Genomic DNA, 13,367 nt, shown 5'->3' on the forward strand with positions numbered 1-13,367 from the left:
CGCCGTGCAGCTGGTGGAGGTCTCGGCAACCGGCGGCATGGCGGTCCTGGTCGACGGGCCGCTGAACGCAGCGGCGGCCGACCGGGCGGCGGGCCACACCGTCGTCAGTTTCTCCGACGCGTCGACCGCCGGTGATCTGGGGCTCGTGGCCGGCGGCGGGCTCACCCGGCTGACCGACTTCTCCGCGGAGCTGCGGGACTCGGGCCTCATTGCGCCGCGGGAAGAGACTTTTGCTTCGGCCGACGGATACCCGGTGCACGGCTGGGTGCTGCTGCCCGAGGGCCGGGGGCCGCATCCCGTGCTGCTGAACATCCACGGCGGGCCGTTCGCGCAGTACGGCTGGGAGGTTTTCGACGAGGCACAGGTCTATGCCCGGGCCGGCTACGCCGTCGTCATGTGCAACCCGCGCGGTTCCGCGGGCTACGGGCAGGCGCACGGGCGCGCCGTCAAGGGTGCCTTGGGAACCCTCGCCATGGCCGATGTCCTGGCGTTCCTGGAGGGTTCCGTCGCCAAATACCCGCAGCTGGACGGTACGCGGCAGGGCATCATGGGCGGATCCTACGGCGGCTACCTGACCGCCTGGACGGTGTCCCGGGACCACCGGTTCACCGCCGCGATCGTGGAGCGGGGTTACCTGGACCCGCCGTCATTCGCCGGCTCCTCGGACATCGGCTGGTTCTTCTCCGACGAATACACCGGCACGGATCCCGAGCAGGTGCACAGCCAGAACCCGTTCGCCCTGCTGGATTCCGTCCGGACGCCGGTGTTCGTCATCCACTCCGAAGACGACCTGCGCTGCCCGCTGGAACAGGCCCAGCGCTACTACGTGGGCCTCAAGCAGCGCGGCGTGCCCACGCAATTGCTGATCTTCCCCGGGGAGAACCATGAGCTGTCCCGTACCGGTACGCCGTGGCACCGGAAGCAGCGCTTCGACGAAATCCTGCGCTGGTGGGCGGCCCACCTTCCCACGGCGCAGAACAACGACGGCGGACGGGCGGCAGCCGCCGAACCGGATCCCGCAGCCCGGGCGTAGCACGGCGGCTGGGCCGTTGCGGGGCCTAGAAGGCCAGGCCGGCGCGTGCCAGGTCAATCGTCGGCTGCGCCCAGTGCCGGGTGTACTCGTCATTGCCGCTCAAAGACCGGGGCTGCATCTTGTCCACGTAGATCGTGCCCGAGAGGTGGTCCGTTTCGTGCTGCACGATTCGGGCCTGCCAACCCGAGAAGGTCTCGCGCACGCGGACGCCGTCGGGCCGCTCGAAGTCGAGGTCGACGCTGCGGGGGCGTTCCACCACCGCCTGGTAGCCCGCGAAGGACAGGCACCCCTCGTAAAATGCGGCTGTCTCGTCGCCGCGGGCGCGGTAGGACGGATTGATGATGGCGAAGTAGGGGAGCGGGGCCCGTTCCCGGGTGGCGGCCACCTCGGGCGCCGTTGGGAAGGCATCCTCGAGGACCGCGATGCGCAGCGGGATGCCGATCTGCGGCGCCGCCAGTCCGACGCCGGGCGCCGCGTGCATGGTCCGGCGCAGGAGTGCGAGCAGGGCGTTCAGTTCCGCGTCGTCCAATTGCCCGTCGAACGTCGCGGCAGGCTGCCTCAGCACGGGCTCGCCGACCTGCAGGATGGGCGCAGGGTCGCCGGAGGCGACCAGCGAATGAACGAGATCGCGCAGGCGTTCCGCAGGGTAGTCAGTCACAGCTGTCAGTGTAGGGGCGCCAGCCCTTGCTGCGCTGCTGGCCGCTCCGTCCCATCCTGCCCCGCTAGCCGCTCCGGTCGATCCTGCGCCGCTAGCCGCTCCGGTCCGCGGAGGAGCAGGCGTCGGCGATAAACCGGTATACCTCGCGGGTGAAATCCCGTCCGCCGTCCAGCCGCAGCACGCCCGCTCCGCCCGCCGTCCTGATCGTTGCCGGAATCTTGGTGCCCAGCTTGTCTTCGGCCAGCGCATGGGGATCGCAGCGGGTCGGCACGACATGCAGGGCCAGCCGCGACGCCGGATCCGTCCCGGCCACCCGGATGTTTTTGGGCCACGGGTGTTCGGCGTCTTCGCTGAGCAAGGTGGTGGTCCCGAAGGATTCGATCACCAGCGAGCCCTTCCCGCCGGACGGCCGGACCTCGACTCCGACGACGGCAGCGCGGCTCCCGGCCAGCACCTGAAGCCCGGGGTTGACCCGAAGCCCGGCCACCGAAGCCGCCGCCTGGGCCAGGCAGTCCCCGGTGTGGTTGCGCGCGAGGACACCGTGCGGATCCCTGGCAGGGACCTCCACCGTGCCCGGCGCGGGGCCCTCGCCGTCAAGGGTCACGGTTATCCGATACTCCGCCGCAGTCGGGGACGGACCGGCGGAGCACCGGGCGGCCGGCAGGTCGGCCGGCAGGCTCACCGTCGCACCGGGGGCCACCTTGGTCCCGCCGGTGCGCGTTGGCTTCCAGTCGGCGGCGTCGTCGTAAAGCGGGGAATGCAGCGCCGCGGAGGTGACGAGCAGGGGCTGCGCGGAGGTGTTGGTGATCATGAGGCTGACCACCCGGTCCGTGTAGTCCGCCCGGCTCTGGTCCACGGCAGCAGTGATCACGTTCCGGGCACTCGGGGAAGCAGGGGAGAGGCTCCCGGGAGCGCCCGAACATGCGGCCAGCAGGGCCGCCGTCATCGGCAGCGCCACCAAGCCGCTGCGGTACCGCAGGGGACCGGGAGCCATGCCACTAAGGTAGTACCAACTCCCGTGGACGTGCTCCTCACCGGCAGCGAAAGGGCAACCTGTGGCCGAACGATTGATGCTCCTCGACACCGCGTCGCTGTACTTCCGGGCCTTCCACGCCCTGCCGGACACGATCAAGGCCAAGGACGGCACCCCCGTGAACGCCGTGCGCGGGCTGCTCGACATCATGGCCCGGCTGATCGCCGACTACCGGCCCACCCGGCTGGTGGCCTGCTGGGACAACGACTGGCGCCCCGCCTGGCGGGTTGAGCTGCTCCCCACCTACAAGGGCCACCGCGTGGCCCGGCGCGTGCCCGACGGTCTCGATATCGAGGAGACACCGGCGGGCCTGGTCGAGCAACTGCCCCTGATCCGCGAGGTGCTCGACGCGCTCAATGTCGCCGTCGTTGGCGCGGACCATCATGAGGCCGACGACGTCATCGGCAGTCTCGCGGCCCAGGCCGATGTGCCGGTGGATATCGTCACAGGGGACCGGGACCTCTTCCAGCTGGTGGACGACGACCGCGGTGTGCGGGTGATCTACACGGCGCGGGGCATGAGCAACCTCGAGGTGATGACCGATGTGTCGGTGGTGCGCAAGTACAGCGTGCTGCCCAGTCAGTACGCGGACTTCGCCACGTTGCGCGGGGACACGTCCGACGGCCTGCCCGGAGTTGCGGGCATCGGCGACAAGACGGCGGCCGGGCTGCTGAAGGACTACGGCAGCCTCGGCGGGATCGTTGCGGCGGCAGCGGATCCCACGGCTGCCATGGCGGCACGTATGCGGGCCAGGATCACGGAGGCCGCCGATTACCTCGACGTCGCGCCGACCGTTGTCGGCGTCGTCCGCGACCTGGAGCTCGGGACGTTCGATGCCGCCCTCCGGCCGCTGCGCCCCGAAGAGGCAGAGCGGCTTGAGCAGCTCGCGAAGGACCTGAACCTGGGCGGACCGTCCCGCCGCATCCGCCAAGCACTCGAAGCGGTCGGCGAGGCCGCGGAGTAACGACCGGCCGCGCGGCGGACCAAAAATCCGGAGCGGGTTCCGGGCTAGTCCATTAAGGTAAAGAGACGTAACCGTTGCCGCGTCGGGCGGAGGGGCGCCCGCAGGCAAGGCACCCCGAACCGAGCGGACAGCGGTCTCGCCGGCGCAGGGTCGGGCCGTGCGGGCGAGGCACCCAAGGGATGGAGACAGCAATGAGCACGGCCACGACGAGGGACCTGCAGCAGCCGTCGCTGCATTCGGCGGACAGCCACGACCAGATCCGGGTGCAGGGCGCGCGGGTGAACAACCTCAGGGACATCAATATCGAGATCCCCAAGCGGCGGCTCACGGTGTTTACCGGGGTCTCGGGATCGGGCAAGAGTTCGCTGGTGTTCGGCACCATTGCCGCGGAGTCGCAGCGCCTGATCAACGAGACCTACAGCGCGTTCGTCCAGGGCTTCATGCCGACATTGTCGCGTCCCGAGGTCGACTTCCTCGCCGGCCTGACCACCGCAATCATCGTGGACCAGGAACGCATGGGCGCCAACCCGCGTTCCACCGTGGGCACGGCCACCGACGCCAACGCCATGCTGCGGATCCTCTTCAGCCGGCTGGGAGACCCGTATATCGGGTCGCCCAACGCCTTCTCCTTCAACGTCCCGTCGGTCAAGGCCAGCGGGGCCATCACGGTCGAGCGCGGCGGCAAGACCAAGGCGGAGAAGGCCACCTTCAACCGCCTCGGCGGGATGTGCCCGCGTTGCGAAGGCATGGGCTCGGTCAGCGATTTCGACCTGTCCGCGCTCTACGACGACACGAAGTCGCTCTCCGAAGGCGCGCTGACGGTACCCGGCTACAGCATGGACGGGTGGTACGGCCGCATCTTCAGCGGTGCAGGACTGCCCATGGACAAGCCGATTGCGAAGTACACGAAGAAGGAGCTCCACCAGCTGCTTTATTCGGAGCCGACCAAGATCAAGGTGGAGGGGATCAACCTCACCTATGAGGGCTTGATTCCCAAGATCCAGAAATCGATGCTCTCCAAGGACCGTGAGGCGATGCAGCCGCACATCCGGGCCTTCGTGGACCGCGCAATCACCTTCGCCACCTGCCCCGAGTGCAACGGGACCCGGCTCGCGCAAGAGGCGCTGTCGTCGAAAATCCGCGGCAAGAACATCGCGGATCTTTGCCAGATGCAGATCAGCGACCTGGCCGACTGGATCCGCGCTCTGGACGAGCCGTCGGTCGCGCCGCTGCTCACCGGGCTGCAGCACCTGCTCGATTCGTTTGCGGAGATCGGATTGGGGTACCTGTCGCTCGACCGGCCGGCGGGGACGCTGTCCGGGGGAGAGGCACAGCGAACGAAGATGATCCGCCACCTGGGCTCGTCGCTCACCGACGTCACCTACGTGTTTGACGAACCCACCATCGGATTGCACCCCCATGACATCGAGCGGATGAACCAGTTGCTGCTCCAGTTGCGGGACAAGGGCAACACCGTGCTGGTGGTGGAGCACAAGCCCGAGACCATAGCGATTGCCGACCACGTCGTGGATCTCGGGCCGGGCGCGGGCACGTCGGGCGGGACGATCTGCTTCGAAGGCAGCGTTGAGGAACTGCGGGGGAGCGACACCACCACCGGCCGCCACTTCGACGACCGGGCGTCCCTGAAGGAGTCGGTCCGCCCGTTCACCGGCGCCTTGGAGGTCCGGGGCGCCTCGACGCACAACCTGCAGGACGTGGACGTTGACGTCCCGCTCGGAGTACTCGCGGTGATTACCGGGGTCGCCGGCTCGGGCAAGAGTTCGCTGATCCACGGCTCGGTCGCCCGCCGCCCCGGCGTCGTGGTGATTGACCAGGGAGCGATCAAAGGGTCCCGGCGCAGCAATCCGGCCACCTACACCGGATTGCTCGAACCGATCCGCAAGGCATTCGCCAAGGCCAACGGCGTCAAGCCGGCTTTGTTCAGCTCCAATTCCGAGGGCGCGTGCCCCGTCTGCAACGGCGCCGGCGTCATCTACACCGAACTGGGCATCATGGAAACCGTCGAGTCCACCTGCGAGGAATGCGAGGGGAAGCGGTTCCAGGCGGCCGTGCTGGAATACAGGCTCGGCGGCCGGAACATCGCGGAGGTGCTCGCCATGCCGGTGACCGAGGCCGAGCAGTTCTTCGGCACAGGCGACGCGCGCACCCCGGCCGCCCACAAGATCCTGGAACGACTCGCCGACGTGGGACTCGGCTACATGACGCTGGGCCAACCGCTCACCACGCTGTCCGGCGGCGAGCGGCAACGGCTCAAGCTGGCGACCCAAATGGCCGAAAAGGGCGACGTCTACGTGCTCGACGAGCCAACGACGGGACTTCACCTGGCCGACGTCGAGCAGCTCCTCGGCCTGCTGGACCGCCTCGTCGACTCCGGCAAGTCGGTCATCGTGATCGAGCACCACCAGGCCGTCATGGCCCACGCCGACTGGATTATCGACATCGGCCCCGGGGCCGGGCATGCCGGCGGCCGCATTGTCTTCGAGGGGACGCCTGCTGATCTCGTCGCCGATCGTTCCACGCTGACCGGCAAGCACCTGGCGGCCTACGTCGGCGCCTGAGGACCAAGCTTGCCGCCGGAGTCCGGAGCGCCGACGGCAGCAGGCGGGTGCAGAGTTATGTCAACCTAATGATGGTTTGAGGGGAGTGCCGACGTTGTTCGAGGGGATCCCGATTGCACACGCGGTTGCGGGAAAACAGCTTTTCCAGCCCACTATCGGGTCTCGCCTCGAACTCGCCGCACAGATAGCGTGACATTGAGTCCTGGCTGCCTGTTGCCAACGTTCGGCGAGCTCGTGTGTCTGTGGACGACAAGGGATCATTGGACCCACGAGCCGAACACAGCCGGCCTGCAGCGAGATGCACCGGTCAGGCGCGCATGCCAGGACACTCGAAAGCTGGGCATAACGCGCAGCCGACGACCGCGTATACATGCGCCGCAGCAGGAGGCGAACCGCCACGGATTAGGTCCCCGCTTAGGCCTTTCCGTAACGCCGATAATCAACATTATGTCAAGTAGTGGCTCGGCTGGGGCATCCATCCTGTCCCCTGACGGCCGGGACTTCAGAGACGTGCTGCCCAGGGCCAGATTGCGCTGAAGCGCGGGCGGCGGCGTCTTGAAGAGCACAGCGCCGTCGGTATTTGGACGGTCGCACGTCAGCGGAACCGGGCGAAGACGCGGACGGGACCTGATTCGAAATCCGATCCCTCGGTCAGTCCCATGGATTGGTAGAAGGCGCGTTGCCGAGGTTCATCATCGGTGATGAGCACCGTTTGCCGAACGTGCTGGTACCGCTGCCTCACATGATCAAAAAGGGCGCGCCCTACGCCTGTTCCCTGAAACGCCGGGTGCACCAGGACGTCTTGCCCGCGCGCCCCGGCTTCGGCGTAAAAAGTCTTCACCTCGGTTCGGGGCCCGGTTTCGGCAGGCCCTTACCGTCCGCTCGAGGCACCCATGCGTCGCTGAAGCGGGCCAGAAGAGGACCTGCGACCGCCAGGATCATCACATATGCTGCGGCGATGGGCCCCACCACTGTGTAGCCTGCCGCAACCGCCAGACCGGCAATGACGACGGAAAACTCACCCCGGGTGACCAGGGCGGCCCCCGCCCGGAGCCGTCCACGCTGCCGCACGCCTTCCTTTCCTGCTGCCCACCAGCCTGTACCCAGTTTCGTAGCAGCGGTCACGACGGACAACAGCAGGGCTGCTGGCAGGATGGGCCACATGTCCGCAGGATCGATGGCCAGGCCGAAGGTCACAAAGAAGATCGCAGCAAAGAGGTCGCGCAGCGGGCTCAAAACGTGCCGGGCACGGTCGGCAAAGTGCTGAGGAATCGCTATGCCCACCAGGAACGCGCCGACTGCTGCGCTGGCGCCCATACCCTCGGCCACTCCGGCAACGGCCAATGTAATGCCCAGGAGGCGCAACATGACCTGTTCATTCTGGGGATGAGACAACAGACGTCCCATCCGATACCCGGCCTTGCGTGCCGCGACAAGGGCCAGTGTCACAGCGCTTGCGGCCAGGGCGACTCCCCCGGCTGCCTGCCAGGCTCCGCCGCCGGCAAGGACCACCACCAGGATGGGCAGGAACAGTGCCATGGCCATGTCTTCCAGGACCAGTATCGACAGCACCGCCGGCGTCTCCCGATTTCCCAAGCGGCCCAGGTCATCAAGCAACCTTGCGATAATGCCGGACGAGGATATCCAGGTGACTCCCCCAAGCGCCAAAGCCGCCTGCCACGGCAGTTGCAGCACCAGTCCCAGCAGGAATCCGGGTACCGCGTTCAGCAGGAAATCGATCAAACCCGAGACACGATGCCGCTTGAGGCTGTACATCAGCTCGGCCGCGGAGAACTCGAGTCCCAGCAGGAGCAGCAAAAGGACAATGCCGATCTCCCCCGCGGTTTCCACGAAGGGCCCCGCGGCATGCACCGGCAGCAGTCCGTCCTCTCCGAACGGCAAGCCGGAAAGGAGGTAAAACGGGACCGGTGAAAGGCCAAGCCTGTGGGCCAGAAGCCCGAGCCCGGATAGGACGGTGAACAGCACTCCCAGTTCGATCAGGAGGAGCGACAGGTGTGTCACGTTCAGGTGGCGGTCGGCGCATTGATGAGGGCCTCAAGTGCGGCGAGCCCGTCGGCCGAACCCAGGGCTATCAGGTCATCGTTGGCCAGGAGTTGCTCTTGCGGGGTCGGGCCCGTGATCACGCGCTCTCCTCGTATGATCGCCACGATTGAGCACCCCGTCCGGCTGCGGGCCTTGCTGTCACCCAGAGCCCGGCCCGCATACGGTGAGTCGGGCCGAACGGTGAAGCGGCTGGTTTCCAATCCCGGGACCTCCCTGGAAAGATCCGCAAAGCGCTGCGTGATCCTGGGCGCGCCCAAGAGCTCGGCCAGCTGTAACGCTTCTTCCGGTTCCAATTGGAGCTTGCTGATTGCCCGGTCCGGATCGGCCTCGTCAAAGGTCAGGATGTCGGCCCCGCCATTCCGGTCTATCACCAGGGAAAAATTGACGTTGGTCCTCGTCTTGAGGTCATAACGCATGCCGACGCCGGGGAGCATGGTTTCGACGATTTCCACAGCACGATCCTAGGGTGAGGGCCGATATACGCCGGCTCGCAACGGCACAGACCCCGGGGCTGCAAAGCGGCCTTGCGAAGATCAGGCCGTGGGGATTCTGATCGGTTGCGGGCCCTGCCGGAGGTGCATGCGCTCCTCCGTGACGGCTACGGTATCCCGTTTTGCGGCCCGGCGGGACCCCTGAATGCGGTCATGACCGCGGGCGAACCTGATCAACCGGCGTGAACGTGCCGCGTCCGGCCCCCAAGGAATGTCCGGCGGGCCGCGACGGTCTTTCGCCAAGCCCGCCTGTGGTGAACACTAAACAGCATGCGAACCTTTGGCGTGGAGGAAGAGCTGCTCCTGGTGGACGCCAAGACCGGCGCCCTGGCCTCAGTCTCGGAACAACTGCTCCGGGGGCAGGGAGAGCCTGCGACGTTGGATACACCTCGGGATACGGCGTCCCGCGGAGGCTACAAGGGCAGCCTGATGTCGGAGGTCAAGCAGGAACAGCTCGAAGCGGTGTCCGCTCCGTACAAGGATCTGCAGGAGCTGGCAGCGGGTATCAGGGCCGGGCGCGCCGAGGCTGACCGACAGGCGCGGCGTTTTGGCGCCAGGGCTGCAGCATTGGGCACCTATCCCCTGCCCGCCACTACCAGTCTCGTGCCGCGCCCGCGATACCAGGCCATGGAAGCCCGGTTCGGTCTGACCCTGCACGAACAGCTGACGTGCGGTTTCCACGTGCACGTTTCGGTTGCCTCCGATGAGGAAGCCGTTGCCGTGCTTGACCGGATCCGGGTCTGGCTGCCGGTCCTGCTAGCGCTGAGCACCAACTCCCCCTTTTGGCAGGGCGTGGACAGTGGCTACGCCAGCTTCCGCTACCAGGTCTGGAAACGGTGGCCCACCGCCGGGCCGACCGGCATCTTCGGCTCCCCCGCTGCCTACCACCAACTGTTGGGGATGCTGCTCGAGTGCGACGTGCTGCTGGATAAGGGCATGATCTATTTCGACGCGCGGCTCGGTCAACGGCATCCCACGGTTGAAATACGCGTGGCCGATGTCTGCCTGCAAGCGGAACAAGCTGCCGCCGTGGCCGCCTTGTGCCGGGCGCTGGTAGAGACGGCTGCCCGCCAATGGAGCGACGGCAGCCCGCCGCCTCCGGTACCGGCAGAGCTGCTGCGTCTTGCGTCCTGGCGGGCCAGCAGGTCAGGACTGGAAGACGAACTGCTCCACCCGTTGAAGAGCGACCGCACCCCGGCCCGAAACGTGGTCAGCGCCCTGCTCGAACACGTCGGCCCCGTGCTGGCGGAAACGGACGATCTGGAACCCATACAGGTCGTCGTCGACGGAATCCTTCGCGACGGCACCGGCGCGGCAAGGCAGCGGAGAGTCCTCGCGCGCCAGCACAGACTCACCGACGTCGTCTTCGACGCAGTCAGGAACACGCACCTGCCGGCCGGCATCCTGTGAGCACCCGGCCGGCGGCAGCGGACAGAAAGGGCTCGCGGCGGACAAGGCGCTAGCCGGCGTCGTAGGCGCGCTGCAGTTCGGCGATGTCGATCTTCCGCATCTGCAGCATGGCTTCCATGGCACGTTGGGCCTTCTGCGCATCCGGTCCCCCGATCAGCCGCGGCAGCACCGAGGGAATGATTTGCCAGGACAATCCGTACTTGTCCTTGAGCCATCCGCATTGGCTCTCGGCACCGCCGTCGGCGGTCAGGGCGTCCCAGAGCCGGTCGACCTCCGCCTGGTCCTCGCAATCCACCTGCAGGGACACGGCCTCATTAAACGTGAACTGGGCTCCCCCGTTCAGGGCCGTGAAGGACTGGCCGTCCAACTCGAACTCTACGGTCAGCACCTGGCCTTCCATCCCGGGACCGCTCTCGCCGTAATGCGTTACGTCCAGGATCTTCGAGTTCTTGAACAGCTGGACATAGAACTGTGCCGCCTCTTCGGCTTCGCTGTCGAACCACAGGCATGGCGTGATCTTCTGCATGATGGGCTCCTCCCCTGCGTCAGGCGTACCAGAACCGCCCCTCGAACGTCCATGAATCGGGTGTTCAACGTGAACCGGGCACCCACCGGCAGCCAAAAATTATGCCTCCAGCTCAGCCGGGGGCACCGGCCAGCACCGGGGCCGTGGCGTCCCTGCCACCCGGGTCTATCACCTGCAGGCGGCACCCCTCCCCTTCGGGCGCCGCATAACCGGGAAGCTGCTTGCTTTCACTGCAGCGGTGAAGCTCTTCCAGCGCGGCAGCTTCAATCCGGGCATGCTGAAGGTTGATGGTGACGCCCCGACCGGGCGCAAGGGCGCTGGTGCGGCGAACCAACGAATACAGCGCCACGATGTTTCGGGTTGTCACGTGCCCGCGCACTTCGATATTGGCGGATTCCCGATCGATATCCAGCCGGACGACCACTCGCAGTTTGGGATCCATGCTTTGTCCCCTCAAGAGTTCCCCATGGCCGCTCCTTGACCGGTGATCATCATAAGAGGCCGAATGTGGCGTGGGCAACAGACCGCGGGCAATATTTCGTGGGGACGGAACACGGGCCCAGCAGGGGCGGCGGCAGCACCGGGCGGGACCGTGGTTTTTGTTACGGACTGCGCGCCGCTGGCCTGGCGCCGCCGCCTTGGCCCGGGAATGCCGAGCCCGCCTGCGCTCAGCGCAGGAGAACCGCGATGCCGGTAGCGGCCGCGGCCCACAGCACGCTCGCGAAGGTGCCCAGGATAAATCGCTCGGCCGCCCCGGACTGACCGAGTTCGGAATACCGGCCCAGGCCTTTCACCGCGAGGACGACTGCCAATCCTTCCGGCCACTCGGCCAGCAGGGTGGCCGCGATGGCCGTCCGCTCGAGCACCCCGATCCAGGCCCCTCCGCGGAGCACCGGGGATGCTTCGGGGTCGGTGTGGTTGTCAGGGTGCGAGGCATTGAACGACAACCGCAGGATGGTCACGGTGGCCGGGCCACCGCCGATCGCGGCGGCCGCCACGCCCAGCGCATAGGCTGCCGGGCCTAGACCGCCCGACCCCAGGACCGCCAACAATGCCGCAATGCCCAAGAGCAACAGCGATACGGCGCTGGCGGCGTACAGCCAGCGGTTGCCCCGGCCCTGGAACCGCTCGAAGTACATGGGCGCCGCCACGGCCGTGGCCACGCAGAGCGTGAGCAGTGCGATGACGCTCATCGGTCGGCCCCTTCCAGCAACGCTTGGGCCGCCAACCGTGCGCGTCGCCACTCGGGCCAGAGCCCACTGTGCAGCCTGCTGGAGACGGCCTGCTGGGTGATCCCCAGCCGGTCGGCAATTTGCTGTTGGGTCAGTCCTTCATCACTGAGCAACCCGGCTTCCGTCGCCTGCCTGCTGCGCTTCCGTGCCACTGATACCAGCAACTGCAGCACCGCTTCGGCATGGCCGGCCTCCTCGCGGGCACCGGAGACGGCGACGTTGCCGGGCGATGTCTTGGCCGCGGTCACCGCTTCGCGCGCGCGCTCGAAGGCCTCGCCGGAACCCGCGCGGGTAGACTCCGGGAGCGGGGTGACGACCCCGCCCACGCCTATTCCCACGCTCCAGTGGTTGCTGACCGCCAGGTCCAGGGCAAGATCAGCCGCGACGGCCGGGTCGGCGACCACCGCCTGCATCTCGTCGCCGGCGGTGCGTTCGAAACCGCGCACCAGCGGACGGGACGGGTCGTCATTCAGGGCGCCGAGCGCGCCCTCGACGAGGTCCACGTGGCGCCGGGAGCGCCGCTGATCGACCGTCAACACATACATACAAATCTGCTTCCTTGTTGCTCAAGCAACAAGTATGCACGGTTGTGGGCACGGATGCTACCTTAATGCTCCGCCTGCTCGTGGCTGACCAGCCCCACGAGATTGCCTTCCGAGTCGCGGATGAAGCCCATCCATTCATCCATGCCGGCAGGTCCCAAGGCACCATCGGCATGCCGGAAAATGATGTGTGGTTCTTCGGCAACCGGTATTCCCCGGGCGCGCAGTTCCTCGACCCGGTCCCGCACCGAGTCGACCTGCAGATACAACAGGGCGGCCGGCGCGCCCACCTCCAGCAGCAGCCGCACGCCGTCGAGATCGAAGAACACCAGGCCCGGAGGGTTGAAGACCCCGGCCGGCGGATAACCGAGCAGGTCGGTGTAGAAAGCGGTGGCCCGCTCGAGCTCGTGCACACCGAGCGCAACCTGTGCCAACTTCATGGCTTCGGCTCCTCCCCATCCGCCGCGGGCTTCGGCCCCTGACCAGCCGACCGGCTTCGGCCCCTGACCCGTCGCCAGGGACCCGACCGGCTCGTCCTCGAATCGTACGCCCGTGCCTGCCCGATAGTGTGGAGGGGTGACTGAAACATCGCCCCGGCTCCGCGCGGGCATCCCGTTGGTGGCAGCATCGCTCGCCCTGGACCTGGCCGCCGTCGTCATTTTTGCGGCGGCGGGCCGAAACACGCACGAACACGGAATGGCGCTGGCCGGAATCCTGATCACCGCGAGCCCGTTCCTGGCCGGGGCACTCGTAGGCTGGCTGGCTGGAACCCTCGTACACCACGTCGATCCCGGTACACTCCTCAAAGTCCACCCAGGAATTCTCCAGCAGATCC

General features: G+C 67.1%; 15 protein-coding genes. 5 read left to right on the top strand and 10 right to left on the bottom strand.

The genetic code is table 11. The features are described 5' to 3' along the window. On the top strand, nucleotides 1-1,033 hold a 1,033-nt coding region (locus tag AC5RUJ_RS04425; RefSeq protein WP_494155628.1), incomplete at its 5' end, for an alpha/beta hydrolase family protein. A 25-nt stretch (nucleotides 1,034-1,058) separates the two neighbouring features. Here the strand turns inward: AC5RUJ_RS04425 and AC5RUJ_RS04430 are convergent. Further along, nucleotides 1,059-1,691, bottom strand: coding sequence for a peptide deformylase (locus AC5RUJ_RS04430; protein ID WP_494074488.1), 633 nt, complete (start codon nucleotides 1,689-1,691; stop codon nucleotides 1,059-1,061). 91 nt (nucleotides 1,692-1,782) lie between these two features. Further along, nucleotides 1,783-2,685 (bottom strand): putative periplasmic lipoprotein, encoded by a 903-nt coding sequence (locus AC5RUJ_RS04435; RefSeq protein ID WP_494074487.1) that lies wholly within the window; start codon nucleotides 2,683-2,685, stop codon nucleotides 1,783-1,785. Nucleotides 2,686-2,746: 61 nt separating this feature from the next. Here AC5RUJ_RS04435 and AC5RUJ_RS04440 point away from each other — a divergent pair, with 61 nt between their 5' ends. Both AC5RUJ_RS04440 and AC5RUJ_RS04445 read left to right on the top strand, forming a co-directional pair. Then, nucleotides 2,747-3,688 (top strand): 5'-3' exonuclease, encoded by a 942-nt coding sequence (locus AC5RUJ_RS04440; RefSeq protein ID WP_494074486.1) that lies wholly within the window; start codon nucleotides 2,747-2,749, stop codon nucleotides 3,686-3,688. A gap of 191 nt (nucleotides 3,689-3,879) precedes the next feature. Further along, a complete protein-coding gene (locus AC5RUJ_RS04445) occupies nucleotides 3,880-6,267 on the top strand; it encodes an ATP-binding cassette domain-containing protein (protein ID WP_494074485.1) in 2,388 nt (795 codons plus the stop codon). A gap of 595 nt (nucleotides 6,268-6,862) precedes the next feature. Here AC5RUJ_RS04445 and AC5RUJ_RS04450 read toward each other — a convergent pair. Genes AC5RUJ_RS04450 through AC5RUJ_RS04460 form a run of 3 tightly spaced genes read right to left on the bottom strand, consistent with a single transcriptional unit; the run spans nucleotide 6,863 to nucleotide 8,783 of the window. Beyond that, nucleotides 6,863-7,108: a GNAT family N-acetyltransferase gene (locus tag AC5RUJ_RS04450; protein ID WP_494074484.1), complete on the bottom strand. Its 246-nt coding sequence runs from the start codon at nucleotides 7,106-7,108 to the stop codon at nucleotides 6,863-6,865. Continuing rightward, nucleotides 7,105-8,289: a cation:proton antiporter gene (locus tag AC5RUJ_RS04455; RefSeq protein ID WP_493999739.1), complete on the bottom strand. Its 1,185-nt coding sequence runs from the start codon at nucleotides 8,287-8,289 to the stop codon at nucleotides 7,105-7,107. Before AC5RUJ_RS04455 ends, AC5RUJ_RS04450 begins: the two co-directional genes overlap by 4 nt. 2 nt (nucleotides 8,290-8,291) lie before the next feature. Continuing rightward, a complete protein-coding gene (locus tag AC5RUJ_RS04460) occupies nucleotides 8,292-8,783 on the bottom strand; it encodes a cation:proton antiporter regulatory subunit (protein WP_493999740.1) in 492 nt (163 codons plus the stop codon). 309 nt (nucleotides 8,784-9,092) lie between these two features. On the opposite strand from AC5RUJ_RS04460, the gene AC5RUJ_RS04465 reads away from it, so the two are divergent. Further along, nucleotides 9,093-10,232, top strand: coding sequence for a glutamate--cysteine ligase (locus tag AC5RUJ_RS04465; protein ID WP_493999741.1), 1,140 nt, complete (start codon nucleotides 9,093-9,095; stop codon nucleotides 10,230-10,232). Between the two features lie 49 nt (nucleotides 10,233-10,281). Here AC5RUJ_RS04465 and AC5RUJ_RS04470 read toward each other — a convergent pair whose 3' ends face one another. From AC5RUJ_RS04470 to AC5RUJ_RS04490, 5 genes are all read right to left on the bottom strand, one after another. Beyond that, on the bottom strand, nucleotides 10,282-10,758 hold the full coding sequence (locus AC5RUJ_RS04470) for a VOC family protein (RefSeq protein ID WP_494014005.1): 477 nt from the start codon (nucleotides 10,756-10,758) through the stop codon (nucleotides 10,282-10,284). Nucleotides 10,759-10,870: 112 nt separating this feature from the next. Next, the gene (locus tag AC5RUJ_RS04475; protein ID WP_494014006.1) at nucleotides 10,871-11,200 is read right to left on the bottom strand and encodes a hypothetical protein; all 330 of its coding nucleotides are present in this window, start codon (nucleotides 11,198-11,200) and stop codon (nucleotides 10,871-10,873) included. Between the two features lie 226 nt (nucleotides 11,201-11,426). Beyond that, nucleotides 11,427-11,951: a hypothetical protein gene (locus AC5RUJ_RS04480; protein ID WP_494076056.1), complete on the bottom strand. Its 525-nt coding sequence runs from the start codon at nucleotides 11,949-11,951 to the stop codon at nucleotides 11,427-11,429. Further along, a complete protein-coding gene (locus AC5RUJ_RS04485; protein ID WP_494023067.1) occupies nucleotides 11,948-12,535 on the bottom strand; it encodes a sigma factor-like helix-turn-helix DNA-binding protein in 588 nt (195 codons plus the stop codon). Before AC5RUJ_RS04485 ends, AC5RUJ_RS04480 begins: the two co-directional genes overlap by 4 nt. A 62-nt stretch (nucleotides 12,536-12,597) precedes the next feature. Continuing rightward, nucleotides 12,598-12,972, bottom strand: coding sequence for a VOC family protein (locus AC5RUJ_RS04490; protein ID WP_494076057.1), 375 nt, complete (start codon nucleotides 12,970-12,972; stop codon nucleotides 12,598-12,600). A 136-nt stretch (nucleotides 12,973-13,108) separates the two neighbouring features. On the opposite strand from AC5RUJ_RS04490, the gene AC5RUJ_RS04495 reads away from it, so the two are divergent. Further along, on the top strand, nucleotides 13,109-13,367 hold a 259-nt coding region (locus AC5RUJ_RS04495), incomplete at its 3' end, for a DUF3054 family protein (protein ID WP_494155629.1).

Source organism: Arthrobacter sp. Y3223164 (assembly GCF_059091005.1).